This is a genomic window from Kosakonia sp. S57, assembly GCF_016516575.1.
Taxonomy (GTDB): domain Bacteria; phylum Pseudomonadota; class Gammaproteobacteria; order Enterobacterales; family Enterobacteriaceae; genus Kosakonia; species Kosakonia cowanii.
This window is the reverse complement of sequence record NZ_JACVUL010000031.1, coordinates 15,082-36,886: the sequence shown is the minus strand read 5'-3', so window position 1 is coordinate 36,886 and position 21,805 is coordinate 15,082. Positions and strand designations below refer to the sequence as shown.

Here is a 21,805-nt window from a genome sequence, read left to right as displayed (position 1 = left end):
CGATCATGGCGATTCATGTAAAAAACAACATTCACTGGGTTGGACAACGCGACTGGGAAGTCCGTGATTTTCACGGCACCGAATACAAAACCCTGAAGGGCAGCAGCTATAACAGCTACCTGATCCGCGAGGGCAAAAACGTGCTGATCGACACTGTCGATCACAAATTCAGCCGCGATTTCGTGCAGAACCTGCGCGGCGAGATCGATCTGGCGATGATCGACTACATCGTCATTAACCACGCCGAAGAGGATCACGCGGGCGCGCTGACGGAGCTGATGTCGCATATCCCCGATACGCCGATCTACTGTACCCATAACGCTATCGACTCGATTAACGGCCACCATCACCACCCTGAATGGAATTTCCATGTGGTGAAAACCGGCGATACGCTGGATATCGGCAACGGCAAACAGCTGATCTTTGTCGAAACGCCAATGCTGCACTGGCCCGACAGCATGATGACCTACCTGACCGGCGATGCGGTGCTGTTCAGCAATGACGCCTTCGGCCAGCACTACTGTGACGAGCATCTGTTCAACGATGAGGTGGATCAGGCCGAGCTGTTTGAGCAGTGCCAGCGCTATTACGCCAATATCCTCACCCCCTTTAGCCGACTGGTAACGCCGAAAATTACCGAGATCCTCGGCTTTAATCTGCCGGTAGAGATGATTGCTACCTCCCACGGCGTAGTGTGGCGCGATAACCCGACGCAGATCGTTGAGTTGTACCTGAAATGGGCGGCGGATTATCAGGAAGATCGCATCACCATTTTCTACGACACCATGTCGAACAACACCCGCATGATGGCCGACGCCATCGCCCAGGGAATTACCGAAGTCGATCCGCGCGTGGCGGTGAAAATCTTTAACGTCGCGCGCAGCGATAAAAACGACGTGCTCACCAATGTTTTCCGCTCCAAAGGGGTGCTGGTCGGTACCTCGACGATGAACAACGTGATGATGCCGAAGATCGCCGGACTGGTCGAAGAGATCACCGGCCTGCGTTTTCGCAATAAGCGCGCCAGCGCTTTCGGCTCCCACGGCTGGAGCGGCGGCGCGGTTGATCGCCTCTCGACGCGTTTGCAGGATGCCGGGTTTGAGATGTCCCTCAGCCTGAAAGCAAAATGGCGCCCGGATGTCGACGCGCTGGAGATCTGCCGCCAGCACGGGCGTGATATCGCCCGCCAGTGGGCGCTCGCCCCGCTGCCGGAGCCGCTCAGCCAGCCCGCCGCGCAAGCTGCCTGTGGCTGCGCAGAATCAACTGCCGATCTCGGCCCGCGTATGCAGTGCAGCGTCTGCCAGTGGATTTATGACCCCAAAACAGGGGAACCGATGCAGGATGTCGCGCCGGGTACGCCGTGGTCTGAGGTGCCGGACTCCTTCCTCTGCCCGGAGTGTTCGCTGGGTAAAGAGGTGTTTGACGAACTGGCAGTGGAGGCAAAATGAGCGCCGGGATTGTGATTATCGGCTCGGGCTTCGCCGCCCGCACGCTGGTGAAAAATATCCGCAAGCTGGACAGCCACGTACCGCTGACGCTGATTGCCGCCGACGGTATGGAAGAGTACAGCAAGCCTGAACTGAGCCATGTGATAAGCCAGGCGCAGCGCGCCGAAGATCTGATCCGCCAGACGGCGGGCGACTTCGCCGAGCAGTTCAACGTGCGCCTTTTCCCCTACACCTTTGTCACCGCCATCGATCCCCTTGCGCAGGTGGTGAAAAGCGCCGACAGAAGCTGGCCGTACGATAAGTTAGTGCTGGCGACCGGGGCGAAAGCCTTTGTGCCGCCGCTGCCGGGGCGTGAAATGATGCTGACCCTCAACAGTTTGCAGGAGTACCACGCCTGCGAAGAGCAACTGCGCGCGGCGAAGCGGGTTCTGATTGTCGGTGCCGGGCTGATTGGCTGTGAGCTAGCGATGGATTTTCAGCGCGCCGGGAAAACCGTCACCCTGCTGGATAACGCCGCCAGCATCCTTCCGGCGCTGATGCCGCCGGAGGTGAGCGCACGTCTGCAACGCTGCCTGACGGCAAGCGGTGTGCGCCTGCTGCTCGCCGCTAAGCTGGCACGGCTTGAGGCTCAGGAGAGCGGCGTGCGGGCGCGGCTGGATGATGAGCGCAGTGTCGATGCCGATGTGGTGGTTGCCGCCACCGGCCTGGTGCCACACACCGCGCTGGCGCAGGCCGCCGGGCTGCAGACCCGCCGCGGAATTGTCGTCGACACCACGCTGCAAACCAGCCAGCCGCATATCTTTGCGCTAGGCGACTGCGCCGAAATTAATGGTCAGGTGCTGCCTTTCCTGCAACCCATTCAGCTCAGCGCCATGACGCTGGCGAAAAACCTGACCGGCAGCCCGACGCAACTGACGCTGCCGCCGATGCTGGTGAAGGTGAAAACGCCGCTGATGCCGCTGCATCTGGCAAGTGAAACCTCGCGCGCCGACCTGCGCTGGCACATCGCTACCGATGCCGCAGGCATGGTGGCGAAAGGGATCGACATTGATGATAAGCTGCGCGCGTTTGTGGTCAGTGAAGATCGCATGAAAGAGGCCTTTGCGCTGCTGAAGGCGCTGGGGCAATAGCCCGCGCGGCCGCCACCAGCCCCTGGCCGAAGGCGATGCCGCCATCCCCGGCCGGAAGCTGGTGGGGAAAGAGCAGCGTGAAATCGGCCAGGTAGTGCTGTAAGCGGGCTTTCAGCAGGCGGTTATGCAGCACGCCGCCGCTGAACACCAGCCTCGTAATGCCGTGTTTGCGGGCCTGCTCGCGCGCAAGCCGGGCAAAGCCGCACGCCAGCGCATCGTGAAACGCCCACGCCCGCGCAGATGGTGCCGCCTGCCAGCCCAGCCACGTCTGCCAGAAGGTTGCCAGATCGAGTCGGTTCCCGCGAAGCGGCATCTTTACCGGGTGCTCAACGTTTTCCGCTTTTGCCGCCAGCGCTTCCAGCAGGCAGGCGGCCTCCCCCTCATAGCTAAGCTGCTCTGGCGCGCAGCCGAGCGCGCAGGCCACCGCGTCAAATAGCCGCCCGCAGGATGAGGCCAGCGGCGCGTTAATGCCGCGCGCAATTGCTCGCTCCAGCACTGGCCAGTTCTGGTGCTGGATAAGCGCCGTTTCCGGGTAATCCTGCCACCTTTCAACAAAGGCCAGCATCTGCGCCAGCAAGTTGCGCCACGGCTGGCGAGCCGCGAGATCGCCCCCCGGCAGCGCCACCGCTGGCAGGCCGCCGAGGTGCTCGCAGTCGCGGTAGTTGACCCGCAAACACTCCCCGCCCCACAGCGCACCGCCCTCGCCCATGCCGATACCATCCAGGGTTATGGCAATCACATCCCCGCCCTCGAGCGGCCAGCCATGCTCGCCAAGGCAGGCGGCAGCGTGGGCATGGTGATGCAGCACGGTGCGAACCGGTAAACCGGCGCGATCCGCCCATGCGCGAGTGCGATAGGCCGGGTGCGCGTCCACCACCACCTGCTGCGGCGTGAAATCGTAGATCTGCTGCATCAGGCGCAGGGCGTTTTGCCACTGCGCCTCGACGCCCTCATCGGTTAAATCGCCGAAATGTTGCCCCGGCACGGCACTGTCGCCGCGCAGCAGGCAGAAGGTGTTTTTCATCTGCGCGCCGACGCAGAGCAGCGGCGGAATATCACGAAAGCCCGGCGGCAGCGGCAGCGCATCGGGCACATAGCCTCTGGCGCGCCGCAGCATCTCGCCGCTCGCCCGCACCACGGAGTCATCCATACGCTGCACAATCTCGCGATTATGCAGCAGGAAACCGTCGACTATCGACGCCAGCTCGGCCTGGGCGGCAGCGTTGGTGAGTGCGGGCGGTTTACCGCTGAGGTTGCCGGAGGTCATCACCAGCGGGCGCTGCAACGCCTGCGCCAGTAGATGCTGCACCGGATTTGAAGGCAGCATCACGCCAATTTCATCAAGCCCAGGCGCAATGGCCTCACAGAGGCCGCTGATGCTTGCGCTCTCCACCAGCACAATCGGCGCCGCGGGCGTGGCCAGCAGGCGCTGCGCTTCAGGGGAGAGGCCATCGCTTGACGCCAGCATCACCGCCAGCGGTTTCGTCGGGCGCTGCTTTCGCGCGCGCAGGTAGCGCACGGCGGCCTCGTTGCCCGCATCGCAGACCAGATGGAAGCCGCCGATGCCTTTTACCGCCACCACGCCGCCGCTTTTGATCAGCGCCACCGCCATCTGCAACGCCTCTTCGCCCGCTGCCCGGTAGCTCGCATCATGCCAGCTCAGTTGCGGCCCACATTCCGCGCAGGCCACCGGCTGGGCATGAAAACGCCTGTCCAGCGGGTTGCGATACTCCGCTTCGCACTCCCGGCAGAGGGGAAATGCCGCCATAACCGTCAATGGGCGGTCATAGGGCATGGCGTGAATAATGGTGAAACGCGGTCCGCAGTGGGTGCAGTTGATAAAGGGGTAACGGTAACGGCGCCCGGCGGGGTCGAACATCTCCGCCAGGCAATCAGGGCAGGTTGCGGCATCGGGAACAATCTGCGTATCCATTGCCCCGCCCGCGCTGTCGCGGATGGTGAAGGCCTGCGGTAATACAGGCCAGTGAAAGGGGTGCTGCTCAACGCGATCGATGCGCGCCAGCGGCGGACAGCGCTGGTGCAGAAGGCGGAGAAAGGCCTGCGCGTCGCCAGCGAGACGTATCTCTACCCCCTGCGCGTCGTTACAGACATCGCCGTTCAGCGCCAGCTGTTGCGCCAGTTGCCAGACAAAGGGGCGGAAGCCCACCCCCTGCACTTTTCCATAAACGCGTAAGCAAACCCCAGGGCTTTTGCTCATATCATCATTGCAGCGCCGCATCGCGCAGGCGCGTCTTCATCTGTTGATAGGTGCGCTGAGTGTACGCTTCGGCCCAGGATTGATCGTTGATCGCACTCACCCGTACCGCGCAATATTTGGTCTCCGGCGTTTTCGATATCGGGTCGAGATTATCCTGCGTCAGCTCGTTACAGGCACCGATCCACCACTGGTAGGTCATATAGACGCTGCCCTGGTTGATGCGCTCGCTGACATCTGCGCGGGTGATCACCTTCCCGCGACGCGACTCTACCCACACCAGCTGGCGGTCACGGATCCCCAGCGCATCGGCATCCTGCGGGTTGATCTGCATAAAGCCCGGCTCATCGGCGAGGGTTTGCAGCGCCGCGCAGTTGCCGGTCATTGAGCGGCAGGAGTAGTGCCCCACTTCGCGCACGGTACAGAGCACCAGCGGGAATTCACTGTCCGGGCGTTCGGCGGGCGCACGCCACGGTGCGGCGAAAAGGTGGCCTTTGCCATCCGGCGTATCAAACTTGTTGTCGTGGTAAAGGTACGGCGTGCCGGGGTGATCGAGGGTCGGGCAGGGCCACTGAACATGGCCCATATCGCCCATCTTCTCGTAGGTGACGCCGTAAAAGAGCGGGCAGAGTTCGCGCAGTTCATCCCAAATCTGCTGATTGTTGTCGTAGTGCATCGGGTAGCCCATCTCGGTGGCGATCAGGCTGATAATTTCCCAGTCACGTTTGACGTTGTAGGTCGGCTCAATCGCTTTTTCGAAACGCTGGAAACCGCGGTCAGCACAGGTGAAGACGCCGCCATGTTCACCCCACGAAGTAGCGGGCAGCAGCACGTCCGCCTGCTCGGCGGTTTTGGTCATAAAGATGTCCTGCACCACGATAAAGTCGAGGGCCTCAAAGCCTTTACGCACCAGGCCCAGGTCCGCTTCGGTCTGGAGCGGATCCTCGCCCATGATGTAGTAGGCTTTCACTTTCCCCTCCAGCGCCAGGTGCGGCACTTCGGTAATGCGCACGCCCACCTGGTCATCCATCACCGCCGGATCGATTCCCCAGGCAGCGGCGAATTTCGCCCGTACCTGTGGATCAACCACATCCTGATAACCGGGGAACTGGTTGGGGATGACGCCCATATCGCAGGCACCCTGCACATTGTTTTGCCCGCGCACCGGGCCGACGCCGACATGCTCGCGGCCGAGGTTGCCGGTGAGCAACGCAAGGCTCGATAACCCTTTCACCACATCGACCGCCTGACCAAACTGCGTCACACCCATGCCCCACATAATGGTGGCGGAGGGCGCGGCGGCAAAGGTGCGCATCGCCTGGCGTACCTGTTTCGCCGGCACGCCGGTAAGGTGTTCCACCGCTTCCGGCGCGTACTCTTTTACCGTTTCGCGGTAGGCATCCAGCCCGGTAGTAAAGCTGGCGACATAATCTTTGTCATACAGCTCCTCTTCGAGCAGCACATAACCGAAGGCGTTGACCAGTGCCATATTGCAGCCGTTTTTCAGTTGCAGATGCTGGTCGGCGATGCGTGCGGTCTCGATCCGACGCGGATCGCAGACAATAATTTTCGCGCCATTTTGCCGCGCTTTAATTACTCTTCGCGCCACAATCGGGTGCGAATCGGCGCAGTTGTAGCCAAAAATAAGCAGGCAGCGGGAGTTTTCAATATCACTGATGGAGTTGCTCATTGCGCCGTTACCGAGGGTCTCCTGCAACCCGGCAACAGAGGGGCCGTGGCAGACGCGGGCGCAGCAGTCGACATTGTTAGTGTTGAGTACGCCGCGGGCGAACTTCTGCATCACATAGTTAGTTTCATTCCCCGTCCCGCGTGATGAACCGGTGGTCATAATGGCGCGCGGGCCGAACTGGGCTTTGATTTCGCTAAGGCGCCTGGCGGTGTAGCGGATCGCTTCATCCCAGCTGACCGGGGTGAGCTTGCCCCCTTTCTGATAGCGGATCATCGGTTGCGTCAGGCGCGGGGTGAGCAGCTTGGTGTCGTTGAGGAAATCCCAGCCGTAGTAGCCTTTCAGGCAGAGTTCATTCTGGTTGGTATGGCCGTCGGCAGCTTCCGCGCGGATGATTTTTCCGTCATCAACAACCAGTTTCAGTTTGCAGCCCGCGCCGCAGTATGGGCAAACACTTGTGATCTTCTTCATCAGTAACAGACCTGTTAAAAGTGAAAGTAAAGGGGTTAGAAGGTAATGGAGAGCGAGCTGTCGAGCGCGGCGCGACGCCGTTTATCCGCGCTCATCTGCTCCAGCACATTACGATCGATACAGACCAGCGCCTTGGTCGGGCAGGCCTGAATGCAGGCCGGGCCGCTCTCGCTGTGGTGGCAGAGATCGCACTTGTTGGCTTCGGCTTTTTCCGCCCGTACATTGAGGCCCGCGCCGCTGTGGCGAATCACCGGACGCACCACCACTTCCATCGCGCCATAGGGGCAGGCCACCACGCAGGTTTTGCAGCCGATGCAGCGCTCCTGCATCACATGCACAAAACCTTCGTCGCGGCGGATGGCGCCGTTCGGGCAGACATTGGCGCAGGGCGCGTCTTCGCACTGACGACACATGGTCGCCGTCGACACATTGACGCCTTTCACCACGTGAATACGCGGCAGGAAGGTTTCAGGGGTGAGCGCCGCGCAATCGCGATCCGCCTGATGGGAGACCACGCAGGCCACCTCACACGTGCGGCAGCCAATGCATTTTGCGGCGTCGGCCATAATAAATCGGTTCATCATTTTCTCCAGCTAAGAGCCTTGTCCCGCTGAAGTATTCATAAAGCGTGCCACTTTTTAAGTGGCTGAATTTAATGATGTTATTAAAAGCGCAGCGCTGTCATCGACAGAAGTGTCGATGACGGCTGACACCTCAGGCGCCGGGGCCGCTGGTGATGGAGTCGCGCAGGATCAACTCGCCGGGAAAGGTGGATTGCAGGATAAAGTCGCCGCCATCGAGCATAAATATCAGGCGGTTGATGGTCTCTTTGATCATCCCGGTAACCGGGATTTTGACGCTGGAGAGCGCCGGTACGGTGAAGGGAGCCATGGCGATATCATCAAACCCCACGACCGAAACCTGACCGGGTATGGCAATGCCGCTGTCATGCAGCTGTTTGATAGCCCCCACCGCCATGTCGTCGTTGCTCGCCACCAGCGCGCTGAAAGAGACCTTGCGATCCAGCAGTTCACGCACGCCGCTTGCTCCGCTTTGCGGTGTCCATTTCCCTTCGACAATCAATTCGTTACGTACTGCAATGCCCTGCTGTTGCAGCGCGTCTTTGTAGCCGGATAAACGCTCAATGCCGGTGGGTGAATCGAGCGAGCCAGTGATCAGCGCAATATCGCGATGACCGCGCGCAATCAGCGCGGAGACCGCCTGCTGGCTGGCGGCGTGCTGATCGCAAAAGACGCAGTGGCTGAGGTTTTTGCGCAGGCGGCGGTTGAGCACCACAATCGGCTGAGTGTGGCTGTCGATAATCGCATCCAGCTCGTCGACGCTGAGAAAACGCGGGTAGATGATGACGGCGTCGCAGCGTAGATCGAGCAGGTACTGGATCGCCTGACGCTCCTCTTCGGCGCTGTGTTTGCCGTCTGCCAGCAGCAGCTGACGCCCTTTGTCTTCGGTCATGCGCGCCGCGTGGGAGAGCAGTTCGCTGAAGTAGACGCCGTGGTAAAGGGTGTTAGTGACCACTAATCCCAGCGTCTGGGTGGTGCTGCTGGCAAGGCTGCGCGCCAGCAAGTTTGGCCGGTAGCCGCTCTCGCTAATTGCCTGAAAGACGCGGGTTTTTGTCTCTTCGCTGACATAGCCTTTGCCCGTCAAAACGCGTGAAACCGTGGCTTTCGACACCCCTGCCCGCTTCGCCACCTCCTGCATTGTCGCCATCTGTCCTGCTCCTGCAAATGTCCTGTGGCGAAGTGTACTTCAGCCACGACGCGTATTGGAACAGATAACCATCCTGCAAATAGCGCGCACTTGTGGTTATCCGGTGATCTCCATCACGCTTTGGAAAAGTGGTTATTTTTAGGTCTTGTTTCACCCGAACAAACTCATCATGATTTTGTGGAACCGGTTACCTATTTCATGTTTCATCGCCGCCTGGGCGTGCGATAAGTCATTACCCTATTGATTAAACAGGATAAAAAAACAATGGCTAAGAACTATGCGGCGCTTGCCCACTCGGTGGTAGATGCGCTGGGCGGTGTCGATAACATTGCCGCCGTAACGCACTGCATGACGCGCCTGCGCTTCGTGGTGAAAGATGAAACGCGCATCGACAGCGCCACTCTGAAAAGCATCAGCGGCGTGATGGGCGTGGTACGCAACGACAACCAGTGCCAGGTGATTATCGGTAACACGGTTTCGCAGGCGTTTCGTGAAGTGGTCAGCCTGCTGCCGCAGGATATGCAGCCCGTTGAGACGCAGACTAAACAAAAACTCACCTTACGCCGCATCGGCGCGGGCATTCTCGATGCGCTGATTGGCACCATGTCGCCACTGATCCCGGCGATTATCGGCGGGTCGATGGTCAAACTGCTGGCAATGGTGCTGGAGATGTCCGGCGCGCTGCCTAAAGGCTCCTCCACCCTGACCATCCTGACGGTGATTGGCGACGGGGCCTTCTTCTTCCTGCCGCTGATGGTGGCTGCCTCGGCGGCGGTAAAATTCAAAACCAACATGTCGCTGGCGATCGCCATTGCCGGTGTGCTGGTGCACCCGAGCTTTATTGAGCTGATGGCGAAAGCGGCGCAGGGCGAGCACGTCGAGTTTGCGCTGATCCCGGTGACGGCGGTGAAATATACCTACACGGTGATCCCGGCGCTGGTGATGACCTGGTGCCTCTCCTACATTGAGCGCTGGGTCGATCGCATTACCCCGGCGGTAACGAAAAACTTCCTCAAGCCAATGCTGATTGTATTGATTGCCGCGCCGCTGGCGATTGTGCTGATTGGCCCGCTCGGGATCTGGATCGGTAGCGCCATCTCCGCGCTGGTTTACACCATTCACGGCTATCTCGGCTGGCTCTCCGTTGCCATTATGGGCGCGCTGTGGCCGCTGCTGGTAATGACCGGTATGCACCGCGTCTTTACACCCACTATCATTCAGACCATTGCCGAGACGGGCAAAGAGGGGATGGTGATGCCGTCGGAAATCGGCGCGAACCTCTCCCTTGGCGGCTCGTCGCTGGCGGTGGCATGGAAAACGAAAAACCCGGAGCTGCGCCAGACAGCGATGGCGGCGGCGGCCTCGGCGATCCTCGCCGGCATCTCCGAACCGGCGCTCTACGGCGTGGCGGTTCGCCTGAAACGCCCGCTGATCGCCAGCCTCATCAGCGGCTTTATCTGCGGCGCGGTCGCCGGAATCGCCGGGCTTGCCAGCCACTCCATGGCGGCACCGGGGTTATTTACCAGCGTGCAGTTCTTCGATCCGGCAAACCCGATGACCATTGTCTGGGTGTTTGGCGTGATGGCGCTGGCGGTAGTGCTGTCGTTTGTGCTGACGCTGCTGCTCGGCTTTGAGGATATTCCGGTCGAAGCGGAGAAAAACGCACCGATGGCGCAGCCGGTAACGGTAAAAGAAGCACAAGCCTGATTAATAGAGTGAGGTAACGCATGGCTGTTTTTCCGCAAGGATTTTTATGGGGCGGCGCACTGGCCGCCAACCAGTCGGAAGGGGGATATCTGGAGGGCGGCAAGGGGCTGACCACCGTCGATATGATCCCGCACGGCGCGAACCGTCTGGCGGTGAAACTGGGGCAGGAGAAACGTTTTGCCCTGCGCGACGATGAGTACTATCCCAGCCATGAGGCGATCGATTTTTACCATCGCTACAAAGAGGATATCGCGCTGATGGCGGAGATGGGCTTTACGGTGTTCCGCACCTCGATTGCCTGGAGCCGTCTCTACCCGAAAGGCGACGAGTTAACGCCGAATGAAGAGGGGATCGCCTTCTATCGCGCGGTGTTTGCCGAGTGTAAAAAGTACAATATCGAACCGCTGGTGACGCTGTGCCACTTCGATGTGCCAATGCACCTGGTGACGGAGTATGGCTCCTGGCGCAACCGCAAAATGGTGGAGTTTTTCACCCGCTATGCCCGCACCTGTTTTGAAGCCTTCGACGGGCTGGTGAAGTACTGGCTTACCTTCAACGAAATCAACATTATGCTGCACAGCCCCTTCTCCGGTGCCGGGCTGGTGTTCGAAGAGGGTGAAAACCAGGATCAGGTGAAGTACCAGGCCGCGCACCATGAGCTGATTGCCAGCGCGCTGGCGACCAAAATCGCCCATGAGGTGAACCCGCAAAACCAGGTGGGCTGCATGCTGGCGGGCGGTAACTTCTACCCCTACTCCTGCAAACCGGCCGATGTCTGGACGGCGCTGGAGAAGGATCGCGAAAACCTCTTCTTTATCGATGTGCAGGCGCGCGGCAGCTACCCGGCCTACTCCGCCCGCGTATTCCGCGAGAAAGGGGTGCAGATTGTTAAAGAAGCAGGCGATGACGAGATCCTGAAAAACACCGTCGATTTTGTCTCCTTTAGCTACTACGCTTCGCGCTGCGCCTCGGCAGATATGAACGCCGCCAACACCAGCGCGGCGAATATCGTCAAATCCCTGCGCAACCCGCATGTTGAGGTGAGCGAATGGGGCTGGGGTATCGATCCGCTTGGTCTGCGTATCACCATGAACATGATGTATGACCGCTATCAGAAGCCGCTCTTTTTGGTGGAGAACGGGCTGGGGGCGAAAGATGAGGTCGATGCCAACGGCGAGATCAACGACGATTACCGCATCAGCTACCTGCGCGAGCATATCCGCGCGATGGGCGATGCGATTGAAGATGGCATTCCGGTGATGGGTTATACCAGTTGGGGCTGCATCGATCTGGTGGCGGCCTCCACCGGTGAGATGAGCAAACGCTACGGCTTTGTCTATGTCGATCGCGACGACCAGGGCAACGGCACGCTGGCGCGCAGCCGCAAGAAATCCTTCTGGTGGTATAAGAAGGTGATCGCCAGCAACGGCGCGGATCTCGACTGATCCTGACGGCAGCGAAAACCCCGCTTTTCGCTGCCGTTTTATTTCACATATTCCTGGTTTTCCTGCCCGTAACGTGACAACGCTCACATCTATGCCAGGCTTAAACACGTGTCTACATAACGTTTAAGGAGCAAGCATGGCAGAGCAAAACACTAAACGACCTTTAGCGCCGCACTACCCGACCCCTCCTTTTGCCGAGCAACCGCAAACGCCGCCTGGCCTTGCCAGCAAGATGATCCCGGTGCCGGATCATGGCGAAACCAGCTATCGCGGTTCTGGCCGTTTGACCGGACGTAAAGCGCTGATCACCGGGGGTGACTCTGGTATTGGTCGCGCTGTCGCCATCGCCTATGCCCGTGAAGGGGCCGACGTGGCGATTAACTATCTGCCGGAAGAGGAGTCCGATGCGGCAGAAGTGATCAAACTGATTGAAGCAGAAGGCCGCAAAGCGATTGCCATTCCGGGCGATATCCGCTCCGAAGCCTTCTGCCAGCAGCTGGTAGAGGAAGCCGTTAAAGGCCTTGGCGGGCTGGATATTCTGGTGAACAACGCCGGTCGCCAGCAGTTCAACGAATCGATCCTCACCCTGTCGACGGAAGATTTCGACGCCACCTTTAAGACCAACGTCTACGCGATGTTCTGGATCACTAAAGCGGCGGTGAAACACCTGCCGGAAGGCGCGAGCATCATCAACACCTCTTCGGTGCAGGCCTACCAGCCAAGCCCGATCCTGCTTGATTACGCGCAGACCAAAGCCTCGATTGTCGCCTTTACCAAATCCCTGGCGCAGCAGCTGGGCGAGAAAGGTATTCGCGTCAATGCCGTGGCACCGGGTCCTTACTGGACACCGCTGCAATCAAGTGGCGGTCAGCCGCAGGAGAAAGTGCAGCAGTTTGGTGCCAGCGCACCGCTGAAACGCCCGGGCCAGCCGGTTGAGATTGCGCCGCTGTACGTCACGATGGCGTCGCCGGAAAGCAGCTATAGCTCCGGCCAGGTATGGTGCTCCGATGGGGGTACCGGCACATTGTAAGGATTGCCACAATCCTGCATCTCGTGGTCGCCGCCCGGCGGCCACGTCCGCTTCTCCCCTCCTCTTAACAGGACACAACAGACCGTGAAGAACGCGCAATACACCTCTCCCGTGCGGGAAAATGGCTTTGTCGAGGCGGGCGATTATGCGGCTATCGGCGAAGGCCGCTCCGTGGCGCTGATTGCGCCGGATGGCTCGATTGACTGGTGGTGCGCGCCCAACCTTGATTCGGCCCCGCTGTTTGACCGCCTGCTCGACCCCGATATCGGCGGTTTTTTTCAGCTTGAGCCGGATGCGCCCTACAGCGTGACGCGGCGCTATCGCGATGACAGTAACGTGCTGGAAACCACCTTCACTACCGACAGCGGCAAAGTGCTAATTACCGAATCGATTAACAGCACGCTGGCAGGCCGCCTGCCGTGGAGCGAGCTGGCGCGGCGCGTTGAAGGCCTTGAGGGGGAGGTGAAGATCAAGCTCTCCCTGCGCTTTGGCACGCGGGCGGAAACCTGCTCGCCGTGGCTTAACGAAACCGCTCACGGCAACGTCTACCATATCGCCGATCTGATGGCGATGCTGCGTACCAGCGAGGATGTGGCGATCGTCGATGTTGATGATGAGCAGATCCACGGCACCTTTACCACATCGCCCGAGAGCCGCACGCTGGTGGCGCTGCTGGTGACGGAGAAGGAGCCGCTGGCGGTGCCGGATCTCGCGGCGATTGATGAGCGGATCGAGACCAGCCACACCGCGTGGGTCGACTGGTCAAAAAGCCTCAGCTACCGCGGGGCGTATGAAAATCATGTCGGGCGTTCGGCGCTGGCGCTGAAGTTTCTCTGGTATTCGCCGACCGGTGCCCTTGCCGCAGCGGCAACGACGTCGATCCCGGAAGGGGTCGGCAAAGAGAAAAACTATGACTACCGCTATGCCTGGGTGCGCGATGCCTGCCTGATTATCAAAGCCTTCGCCTTTCTCGGCGCGCTGGAGGAGTGCAAAGCCGCCTTCTCATGGTTATCAAAAACGATTATTCGCCACGGTGTGCAGCTCCATGCTTGCTACACGCTGGAGGGTGAAGCGGTGCCCGCCGAGACCTATCCGCCGCTGCGTGGCTATAAAGATTCGCGCCCGGTGCGCGTCGGCAATAACGCCCGCGATCAGCTGCAACTGAGTATGTATGGCGACATGCTGGCGACGGCGCAGCTGTTTGTTAACGCCGGGCATGTGCTGGATCTGCGCACGTCACGTTTACTGGGCGAACTGGCGAACTGCTGCGCCGATCACTGGCGGCAAAAGGATTGCGGCATCTGGGAACTGCCCGAGCATCAGCACTATACCCACTCCAAAATGGCCTGCTGGCTGGCCCTCGACCGCGCGGTCGAGATGGCGCGCGAGAAGCATATTGAGCCGACCTGGGTAGGCCGCTGGGAGCGCGAGCGCGACCGCATCCGCGACTGGGTTGAGGAGCACTGCTGGTCTGAGCACAAACAGGCCTACCTCTTTTACCCGCAAAGCGAGGATCGCCTCGACGCGTCGCTGGCGCTGGTGCACCGCTATGGCAACAGCGTTAATCCGCAGCGCATGTTATCCACCTACCGCGTAATCCGCGAAGAGTTGGGCGACGGCTGCGCCATGACCTACCGCTACAGCGGCGTGCAGGAGGAGGAGAACACCTTCGTCGCCTGTTCGTTCTGGCTGGCGGAGGCCTGGGCGGCAATGGGCGAGATCGAGTGCGCGAAAACCGCGATGGAGGAGATCCTCGAGTGTATCTGCGATAAAGGCAACGTCGAAACCTTCAACGAGATGTTCGACGTGCGCACCGGAAAATGGAGCGGCAACCTGCCGCAGGGGTTGAGCCATCTGGCGCTGATCTGCGCCGCGCAGGCGATAACGGAGCATTCGTAAGAGGTTCGCCGGATGGCGGCGTTGCCTTATCCAGCCGACAAATGATTGGGTTTGCGTAGGCCTGATAAGCGCAGCGCCATCAGGCAGCAATCTGCTGCCATGCCGGATGGCGGCTTTGCCTTATCCGGCCTACACACGCGACGACTTCGAGTGCGGATGGTCACAACCGCGGATGTTCGAACTTGATTCAGACAGTACACAAGCCGAAATTAAACATTTTATTCCGATGCTTTGAGATTTTGACTCTGGCTTTAGCCCTTCAAACGATGATTATATTTCGGCGACCCAGGAAGGTGATGAGCAAAGAGATAATAAAGCTCAACGGCTTCTTAACAGTAGGAATATGACCTTTCACACTTTTTAAACCAAAGGTAATAGCCGATGAAAAAAATGGTGTTAGTAAGCCTGTTAGTATTATCGCTTGCAGCCTGCCATCAGAACCCACAGCCTCCGCAGCTACGGGCTAAGGCTGTTACCGTCGCGAATAATGTTTGTGTTCTTGTTCAACCCGAAGGCGATGAAAAAGTGGCGACTGTCAAAATCTCAGAAGTCGGGAATCCGCAAAATGCGCTTGAAAAATATGATATCAACGATATAGCGGCCACCTCTGACAGTTGCATGCCGACTTATGGCTATAAGTTTGAAAAAGGGCACTCCTATAACTTCACCGTCTACCTCGACTCAGACGAAAAAAGAGAGAAAGCGATAATCCCCTCTTCACGCATATTCTCTGTAGGCTTTGCCGTTCGGGATAATAACGGTAATACAGAAATATTTAGCGATAACTAATTTTTGAGCCCAGTGACTGGGCTCATATTTATTCTCTTACGGGTAAATCACCATCAGTACACTGCGTTTATCCTGCGAGAAGATATTGAAATCATCACTTAGCGCCGGATTTTTTGTTAACAAACGCTGCTTAACCGTCGGAAATTTATCGTTGTTGGTAAAAAACAGCGCCATCAGATAATCCATATTTTCAATATGCTTACTTTCCGATTCGCTGATTACACGTTGATAGCACGCATCCTCTTTTTTACCCAGACGCTCTTTGAGCATGCACTCTTGCAGCAATAATGATGGATTAGCGTTAGCTCTGTTAAAAGGCTCAAGATAAGTGAGCGATTTCTGATAGTCGCCTCTTGAAGCAAGCAGGCTGGTATAACTGCGAATAACATTCACATTTTCAGGATGTTTGCGCGCGAGCTTGTCGAAATTCTCTAACACGGCAGGTTTATCCGCAGCCTCTGCCAGCGTGTACTTTTTCACCAGCTCAGAGGCTTGCTGTGTGGGCTCCGCTATCGCGGGTGCGCTGAGAAAAAGGATTACGAGTAATGTTGTCACACCAATGATACGCATTGAGCCTTCCTTGCTTTAAAACGAGACATAACTTTACTGCGCAGCGCTTTTTATACCAAACACCCTAAACAGTGCGCTTCTTCCCTCTTCGGTAATCGTCACTTCGCGGTAGCCCGGCGTGCGCTGCAGCCAGCCGCGCTGTTCGAAGGCGACAAGCAGCGCAGCACCGGCATCGCCGCCGAGATGAAAGCGGCGCTCGCTCCAGTCGAGGCAGGCGCTACAGGGTTTGCGGCGGGTGTGAGGGTCGAGCGCTACGCCGAGTTTTGCAAGCTCGCGCCTGCCGGTTTCGGTTACCGCATCACCCGCTTCGGTGATCCACCCATCTCGCTGCATCACGCTGTAAATGCCAACGGCGATCTCACCGGCGAGGTGATCGTAACAGGTACGCGCCCGGCGTAGCGCTTGCGGCGTGCGGGTGGCGGGCGCTTTGGCACCGCGCATCGACACACCCATCATATTTTCCAGCAGCCCGGCGACATCGCTGCCCGCCAGCCGGTAGTAGCGATGCCGCCCCTGCGAGACGCAGACCAGCAGCCCGCTGTTTAGTAACTTGGTTAAGTGCGCGCTGGCCGTTGACGCGGCGATATCAACCACCGCGCACAGCTCCGTTGCGGTCCACGCCCGCCCATCCATCAGCGCACAGAGCATCCGCGCGCGCGACGGTTCCGCCATGGCGCTGGCGATGGCGGCAAGGGCTGTTTCCAGCACTGGCGGTGAATTGTCGGTAGGTAAACTCATACTTTCGAAACGTCCCAATGTTGTGTCACCTCGTGCGCCAGTGGATCATTATCGGTGAGCAGGATCAAGCGATTATCGTGATCGCTGTACTGCACCTCAATGTTGATCCCGGCGTTTGCCAGCGCGCGCGCAATTGCACCCAGCTCGCCCGGCCTCTCCTGCTTTAGCTTGCGGATAAGCGGCTTTCGCACACTTTGTAGCGTAAAGCCTGCGGCCTTCAACACCTGCTCTGCGCGCTCCCCCTCTTCCACCAGAAAGTGAGCATGGCACTGCGCGTTAACGGTAAACACCCCGCCGCCCTCAAGACCGACGCCATTGCGACCCAGCGTTTCGCCAAGCGCCGCCAGCGAGCCGGGCGCGTTATCCAGCACCACGTGAAGATCGTACATATCAGGCTCTCCTGTCGGTCGAGGTGTAGTCGCGAAACACCTGCGCGACGCGAATGCGGTAGAACGAAAAGATGGTGCGCTGCCCTTCTGCCTGCGCGGCCTGGTGCAGGACGTTTTGCTTCCAGGCGATCACCGCTGCCTCATCGCGCCACCAGGAGAGGGACAAAATCTTCCCCTCCGTGCTCAGGCTCTGAAAACGCTCAATAGTGATAAAGCCGTCAATCTCCGCCAGTTGCGGCTTCAGTTCTGCGGCAAGTTGCATATAGCGCGGCTGCTCGCCAGGCGCAATATCCGCTTCAAATAACACTGCGATCATAAGTACTCCCTCCACTGTTCCGTTTCGCCAGTGTTATGCAGCGCCCAACGCGATGCTTCGCCCGGCAACGAAATGTCGCTGCACCCCCTCTTTTTTAGGAGTGATTCAGTTCGCACTTTTCCATGAAACCGGTTGCGGCAGAGCGTCACCAGGCTAGCATGAAACCGGTTTCACCCAGTTACACCTACTCAGTTTCCGATAATAAAAGGTAAATAAAAATGGCCGTTATCAGGGATTACAATAAGTTAGCGAGCGATATCCTGCGGGAGGTCGGCGGTGAAGAGAACATCAGCAACTTCTCCCGCTGCGCCACACGACTGCGCCTTGTCCTCAATGAAACGCCCGCCACGGCAAAAAACAACGTGCAGAGCTTGCCCGGCGTCATTGCGGTCGTTGAGAGCGGCGGTCAATTCCAGGTGGTGATTGGTACCCACGTCGCCGATGTTTTTAACGCCCTGAGCGGTATGGTGAAAGAGCGTGGCGATGACGCGCCGCCAGCCAAAACGCGCTGGCTCGATGCGGTGATCGCCACCATGTCAGCGGTGTTTGCCCCAATCGTCTATATTCTTGCCGCCGCCGGGATTTTACAGGGTTTGTTGATCCTGCTCGGCCTTGCGGATGCGGATATCAAGTCTACCGGCACCTTTGCGGTGCTCAACTTTATGTCATGGACGCCGTTCGCCTTCCTGCCGGTGTTTATTGCTATCACCGCCGCGCGCCACTTTAAGTGCAACCCGTTTATTGCCGTGCTCTGCTGCTGTGCGCTGATCAACCCCGAGTGGACGGCGCTGGCGGGCAAAATCGCCGCCGGTAACGAAGTGAAGTTCCTCTTCTTCCCGCTGGCGGAAACAGTTTATACCTCTTCGGTACTGCCGCCGCTGTTCCTCGTCTGGGCGCTGTCTTGGTTTGAGCGCCGGGTGGAAAAATGGCTGCCGGAGGTGGTAAGCCCGCTCTTTACGCCGCTTATCTGCTTTGTAGTGATTGTGCCGCTGACGCTGATTGTGATTGGGCCGCTGACCAGTTGGGCGGCGATTGGCGTGGCAAATGGCTACAACGCGCTGTTCCATGCCGCTCCGGCGCTGGCGGCCGCGATTATTGGCGGCGTCTGGCAGGTGATTGTGATTTTTGGCGTGCACTGGGGTATTACGCCGGTGATCATGGCCAACTTCGACACCCAAGGGTATGACTCCTTCCAGGCTTACCAGACCATCGCGGTGATTGGTCAGATGGCGGCGGTCTTCGGCGTGTTTATCAAAAGCCGTAACAAACAGCTGAAAGCCACCTCGCTGTCGGCGGGCGTGACCGCCATTTTTGGTATTACCGAACCGGCGATTTACGGCGTTACGCTGCGCTTTAAAAAGCCCTTTATCTGCGGCTGTATTGGCGGTGCCATCGGCGCAGTGGTCGCCAGCCTGTTTGGCAGCCTCTATTATGCTTATGCCGCGCTGCCGGGTCTCTTTACGCTGGTGAACGCCATCAGCCCTGATGCGCCGATGTCCTTTATTGGCGAACTGGCCGGTGCCGGGACGGCGATTGTGCTGACCGTGGTGATGGTGCAGTTTGTTGGCTTTGACGATCCGGTTGAAGAGACGCCCGCAGAGCAGAAACCGGCGACAGTTACCGTTGGCACACTGCAAATGCTCAGCCCGATTAAAGGCGAAGTGATTGCGCTGGAGAGCGTGAAAGATGAAGCGTTTGCCGGCAAAGTGCTGGGCGATGGCATCGCGATTGTCCCCGCCGAGGGGAAAGTGGTTGCGCCGTGCGATGCGCAGGTCGCGACATTAATTGACTCCCATCACGCTATCGGCCTGATCTGTGACAATGGCGCAGAATTACTGATCCATGTTGGCCTGAATACCGTTAATTTACAGGGGCAATACTTTACGCCGCTGGTGAAAGAGGGCGACCGGGTGACAGCAGGCACGCCTCTGCTGGCATTCGATAAGGCGAAAATTGAGCAGGCCGGGTATGATTTAACAACGCCGGTGCTGGTGGTGAACAGCGATGAGTTCACGCTTACTCACCATCAGTCACAAGGTGCCGTCACGGCGGGAGCGCCGCTGATGTCGCTGGCCTGACAAGAGAGATAACACGAGCGAGGATGAAGAATGGTAACGATACTGGATGTCGCACGGCTGGCTGGCGTCTCCAAAGCGACGGTATCGCGCGCGCTGAACGGCAAAGTCTTTGTCCGCGAAGAGGTTAAAGCCCGCATTATGCAGGCGATTGACGAAACGGGTTACAAGCCAAACCAACTGGCGCGCAACCTTGCCAATAATAAAACCAACTCCGTCGGTCTGGTGATCACTAACGGGCTCTACAACGGCCCGTTCTTCTCCAGCATGATTTACCATGCGGCGACTGACAGCGAAATGCACGGTCGTCAGCTGGTACTGGCGGATGGAAAACACAGCGCGCAAGAGGAGCGCGACGCTATCGACCTGCTGCTGTCGCTGCGCTGTGAAGCGATCCTTATCTACCCGAAATACCTGACGGTCGACGAGCTGGACGAGATTATTGATACCAGCGAGACGCCGATTGTGGTGATCAACCGCGAGCTGAGCCGCAACCGCAGCCAGTGCGTGTTTGTTGACCACCGGCAGAGCAGTGAAAGGATGGTGGCATATCTGCTGGCGCAGGGGCATACGCGTATTGCCTTTGTCGCCGGTTCCGAGGGTTCGCCGACCGGCGACAGCCGTCTGGCGGGGTATCACCAGGCGCTGCGCAACGCCGGAATCGAGCCGGATCCGCAGCTGCTGGTGCGCGGAAGCTGGAGCACCGACAGCGGTTATGAGGCCGGGCGCGAGCTGCTGGCGCGCAATGTGCCGTTCAGCTGTGTGCTGGCGGGGAATGACGATATGGCGATTGGCGTGGCAAAAGCGTGTCAGGAGGCCGGGCTGCGCCTGCCGGAGGATGTTTCCCTTGCCGGGTTCGATGATTCGGTGATTGGCAAATATTACAATCCGGCGCTCACCACCCTGCATGTGCCGATGGATGAGATGATCCGCCACGCGGTGGCGATCCTTTTATTGCCGGACGAAACGCCCCCGCGCGCCCATCAGGGCGAGTTGGTGTGCCGCGAGTCGGTGGTTAAAGTTGGGTAATGCCTGATTTTTGTAGGCCGGATAAGGCAAAGCCGCCATCCGGCAATACCGCCGATTAATGCCTGATGGCGCTGCGCTTATCAGGCCTACGCAAACCGAACCGGTTGAGAGTTTTGTAGGCCGGATAAGGCGGGAGACGCCATCCGGCATTACCGCCGCTTAATGCCTGATGGCGCTGCGCTTATCAGGCCTACGTAAACCGAATCGGTTGAAAGCTTTGTAGGCCGGATAAGGCAAAGCCGCCATCCGGCAATACCTGGCGCGCTACGCGCCGATGCTGTTTAACGTCTCCAGCGCCTCGCGCGGCAACACCAGCTTCGCGCTGGCGAGGTTCTCCTGCAGATGCTGCGGAGAGGAGGTGCCCGGGATCAGCAAAATATTGGGTGAACGCTGTAACAACCACGCCAGCGCCACCTGCATGGGCGTGGCATCAAGCTCCGCCGCCACCGCATTCAGCTCACTCGATTGCAGCGGTGAAAAACCGCCAAGCGGGAAGAACGGCACAAAGGCGATGCCCTGCTCATTCAGATTATCAATCAGCGCGTCGTCCTGGCGGTTCGCTACGTTATAGAGATTCTGTACGCAGACGATGGGCGTCATCTTCTGCGCATCCGCCACCTGCTTCGCCGTCACGTTGCTGAGGCCAATATGGCGAATCAGGCCGCGATCTTTAAGCTTAATTAAGGTCTCCAGCGGTGCCTCCAGCGACCCTTCCGCCGGGCCATGAGCGCTAAACATCGCGCGCAGATTCACCACATCCAGCACATCAAGCCCGAGATTGCGCAGGTTATCTTCCACCGCGCGGGTCAGCTCTTCATCACTAAAAGCGGGCAGCCAGTTGGCTTTCTCATCGCGGCGCGCGCCGACTTTGGTGACAATCGTCAGGTTATCCGGGTAGGGATGCAGCGCCTGCTTAATCAATTTATTGGTGACGTGCGGGCCGTAAAAATCACTGGTATCAATATGATTCACCCCGGCGGCCACCGCATCGCGCAGTACCTGCAACGCGCGCGCTTCGTCGGCCGGCGGGCCAAACACGCCAGGGCCTGCGAGCTGCATTGCACCATAACCCAGACGACCCACTTCGTTGTCGCCCAGACGATAAGTCAGCGAAAGTTCAGACATAGCATTGCTCCTGT

At 58.8% G+C, this 21,805-nt stretch carries 18 protein-coding genes; 9 read left to right on the top strand and 9 right to left on the bottom strand.

The genetic code is table 11. The annotated features are described in order from the left end of the window. The first annotated feature begins 5 nt into the window (after window positions 1-5). Entirely contained in the window at window positions 6-1,448 is a 1,443-nt protein-coding gene (gene norV, locus IAE48_RS22465; protein ID WP_200135646.1) for an anaerobic nitric oxide reductase flavorubredoxin, read from the top strand. Beyond that, on the top strand, window positions 1,445-2,578 hold the full coding sequence (norW, locus tag IAE48_RS22460) for an NADH:flavorubredoxin reductase NorW (protein ID WP_200135645.1): 1,134 nt from the start codon (window positions 1,445-1,447) through the stop codon (window positions 2,576-2,578). The genes norV and norW overlap by 4 nt, the downstream gene beginning before the upstream one ends. Here the strand turns inward: norW and hypF are convergent. From hypF to IAE48_RS22440, 4 genes are all read right to left on the bottom strand, one after another. Then, entirely contained in the window at window positions 2,523-4,796 is a 2,274-nt protein-coding gene (gene hypF, locus IAE48_RS22455) for a carbamoyltransferase HypF (protein WP_200135644.1), read from the bottom strand. The two genes, norW and hypF, sit on opposite strands and share 56 nt — an antisense overlap. A 4-nt stretch (window positions 4,797-4,800) precedes the next feature. Continuing rightward, a complete protein-coding gene (gene fdhF, locus IAE48_RS22450; protein ID WP_200135643.1) occupies window positions 4,801-6,951 on the bottom strand; it encodes a formate dehydrogenase subunit alpha in 2,151 nt (716 codons plus the stop codon). 35 nt (window positions 6,952-6,986) lie between these two features. Further along, window positions 6,987-7,532 (bottom strand): electron transport protein HydN, encoded by a 546-nt coding sequence (hydN, locus tag IAE48_RS22445; RefSeq protein WP_023480526.1) that lies wholly within the window; start codon window positions 7,530-7,532, stop codon window positions 6,987-6,989. Between the two features lie 133 nt (window positions 7,533-7,665). Further along, window positions 7,666-8,679: a LacI family DNA-binding transcriptional regulator gene (locus IAE48_RS22440; protein WP_200135642.1), complete on the bottom strand. Its 1,014-nt coding sequence runs from the start codon at window positions 8,677-8,679 to the stop codon at window positions 7,666-7,668. Window positions 8,680-8,943: 264 nt separating this feature from the next. Between IAE48_RS22440 and ascF the strand changes: the two genes are divergently transcribed. The 5 genes from ascF to IAE48_RS22415 all read left to right on the top strand — a co-directional run bounded on the left by ascF (window position 8,944) and on the right by IAE48_RS22415 (window position 15,549). Then, window positions 8,944-10,386 (top strand): PTS cellobiose/arbutin/salicin transporter subunit IIBC, encoded by a 1,443-nt coding sequence (gene ascF / locus IAE48_RS22435; RefSeq protein ID WP_094421819.1) that lies wholly within the window; start codon window positions 8,944-8,946, stop codon window positions 10,384-10,386. Window positions 10,387-10,406: 20 nt separating this feature from the next. Next, complete coding sequence (locus IAE48_RS22430) at window positions 10,407-11,831, top strand: 6-phospho-beta-glucosidase (protein ID WP_200135641.1); 1,425 nt, start codon at window positions 10,407-10,409, stop codon at window positions 11,829-11,831. A gap of 136 nt (window positions 11,832-11,967) precedes the next feature. After that, entirely contained in the window at window positions 11,968-12,861 is an 894-nt protein-coding gene (locus tag IAE48_RS22425) for an SDR family oxidoreductase (protein ID WP_023480577.1), read from the top strand. Between the two features lie 84 nt (window positions 12,862-12,945). After that, entirely contained in the window at window positions 12,946-14,760 is a 1,815-nt protein-coding gene (locus tag IAE48_RS22420; protein WP_200135640.1) for a glycoside hydrolase family 15 protein, read from the top strand. A 381-nt stretch (window positions 14,761-15,141) separates the two neighbouring features. Further along, entirely contained in the window at window positions 15,142-15,549 is a 408-nt protein-coding gene (locus IAE48_RS22415; protein ID WP_200135639.1) for a putative T6SS immunity periplasmic lipoprotein, read from the top strand. Window positions 15,550-15,585: 36 nt separating this feature from the next. Here IAE48_RS22415 and IAE48_RS22410 read toward each other — a convergent pair whose 3' ends face one another. The 4 genes from IAE48_RS22410 to IAE48_RS22395 are packed head-to-tail and all read right to left on the bottom strand — an operon-like array spanning window position 15,586 to window position 17,562. Further along, window positions 15,586-16,119 (bottom strand): hypothetical protein, encoded by a 534-nt coding sequence (locus tag IAE48_RS22410; protein WP_200135638.1) that lies wholly within the window; start codon window positions 16,117-16,119, stop codon window positions 15,586-15,588. 33 nt (window positions 16,120-16,152) lie between these two features. Further along, the gene (locus tag IAE48_RS22405; protein WP_200135637.1) at window positions 16,153-16,857 is read right to left on the bottom strand and encodes a helix-turn-helix transcriptional regulator; all 705 of its coding nucleotides are present in this window, start codon (window positions 16,855-16,857) and stop codon (window positions 16,153-16,155) included. Then, window positions 16,854-17,246, bottom strand: a complete 393-nt coding sequence (locus IAE48_RS22400) for an amino acid-binding protein (protein ID WP_200135636.1) — start codon at window positions 17,244-17,246, stop codon at window positions 16,854-16,856. The genes IAE48_RS22405 and IAE48_RS22400 overlap by 4 nt, the downstream gene beginning before the upstream one ends. Before the next feature lies 1 nt (window position 17,247). Continuing rightward, window positions 17,248-17,562 carry an antibiotic biosynthesis monooxygenase gene (locus IAE48_RS22395; RefSeq protein WP_023480622.1) on the bottom strand — a complete coding sequence of 105 codons (315 nt, stop codon included), beginning with the start codon at window positions 17,560-17,562 and terminating at the stop codon, window positions 17,248-17,250. Window positions 17,563-17,780: 218 nt separating this feature from the next. On the opposite strand from IAE48_RS22395, the gene IAE48_RS22390 reads away from it, so the two are divergent. Together IAE48_RS22390 and IAE48_RS22385 are read left to right on the top strand one after the other, a co-directional pair. Beyond that, a complete protein-coding gene (locus IAE48_RS22390; RefSeq protein WP_200135635.1) occupies window positions 17,781-19,640 on the top strand; it encodes a beta-glucoside-specific PTS transporter subunit IIABC in 1,860 nt (619 codons plus the stop codon). 30 nt (window positions 19,641-19,670) lie between these two features. Continuing rightward, window positions 19,671-20,666: a LacI family DNA-binding transcriptional regulator gene (locus IAE48_RS22385; protein WP_200135634.1), complete on the top strand. Its 996-nt coding sequence runs from the start codon at window positions 19,671-19,673 to the stop codon at window positions 20,664-20,666. A gap of 264 nt (window positions 20,667-20,930) precedes the next feature. On the opposite strand, the gene IAE48_RS22380 is transcribed toward IAE48_RS22385, so the two are convergent. Then, window positions 20,931-21,791: an aldo/keto reductase family oxidoreductase gene (locus IAE48_RS22380; RefSeq protein ID WP_200135633.1), complete on the bottom strand. Its 861-nt coding sequence runs from the start codon at window positions 21,789-21,791 to the stop codon at window positions 20,931-20,933. Window positions 21,792-21,805: the final 14 nt, after the last annotated feature.

Coding starts and splice junctions, on each gene's coding strand:
- norW (WP_200135645.1), top strand. CDS start 1,445: ATGAGCGCCGGGATTGTGATTATCGGCTCGGGCTTCGCCGCCCGCACG.
- IAE48_RS22440 (WP_200135642.1), bottom strand. CDS start 8,679: ATGGCGACAATGCAGGAGGTGGCGAAGCGGGCAGGGGTGTCGAAAGCC.
- fdhF (WP_200135643.1), bottom strand. CDS start 6,951: ATGAAGAAGATCACAAGTGTTTGCCCATACTGCGGCGCGGGCTGCAAA.
- IAE48_RS22405 (WP_200135637.1), bottom strand. CDS start 16,857: ATGAGTTTACCTACCGACAATTCACCGCCAGTGCTGGAAACAGCCCTT.
- hydN (WP_023480526.1), bottom strand. CDS start 7,532: ATGAACCGATTTATTATGGCCGACGCCGCAAAATGCATTGGCTGCCGC.
- IAE48_RS22400 (WP_200135636.1), bottom strand. CDS start 17,246: ATGTACGATCTTCACGTGGTGCTGGATAACGCGCCCGGCTCGCTGGCG.
- IAE48_RS22380 (WP_200135633.1), bottom strand. CDS start 21,791: ATGTCTGAACTTTCGCTGACTTATCGTCTGGGCGACAACGAAGTGGGT.
- IAE48_RS22390 (WP_200135635.1), top strand. CDS start 17,781: ATGGCCGTTATCAGGGATTACAATAAGTTAGCGAGCGATATCCTGCGG.
- IAE48_RS22415 (WP_200135639.1), top strand. CDS start 15,142: ATGAAAAAAATGGTGTTAGTAAGCCTGTTAGTATTATCGCTTGCAGCC.
- norV (WP_200135646.1), top strand. CDS start 6: ATGGCGATTCATGTAAAAAACAACATTCACTGGGTTGGACAACGCGAC.
- IAE48_RS22410 (WP_200135638.1), bottom strand. CDS start 16,119: ATGCGTATCATTGGTGTGACAACATTACTCGTAATCCTTTTTCTCAGC.
- IAE48_RS22385 (WP_200135634.1), top strand. CDS start 19,671: ATGGTAACGATACTGGATGTCGCACGGCTGGCTGGCGTCTCCAAAGCG.
- hypF (WP_200135644.1), bottom strand. CDS start 4,796: ATGAGCAAAAGCCCTGGGGTTTGCTTACGCGTTTATGGAAAAGTGCAG.
- IAE48_RS22395 (WP_023480622.1), bottom strand. CDS start 17,562: ATGATCGCAGTGTTATTTGAAGCGGATATTGCGCCTGGCGAGCAGCCG.
- IAE48_RS22430 (WP_200135641.1), top strand. CDS start 10,407: ATGGCTGTTTTTCCGCAAGGATTTTTATGGGGCGGCGCACTGGCCGCC.
- ascF (WP_094421819.1), top strand. CDS start 8,944: ATGGCTAAGAACTATGCGGCGCTTGCCCACTCGGTGGTAGATGCGCTG.
- IAE48_RS22425 (WP_023480577.1), top strand. CDS start 11,968: ATGGCAGAGCAAAACACTAAACGACCTTTAGCGCCGCACTACCCGACC.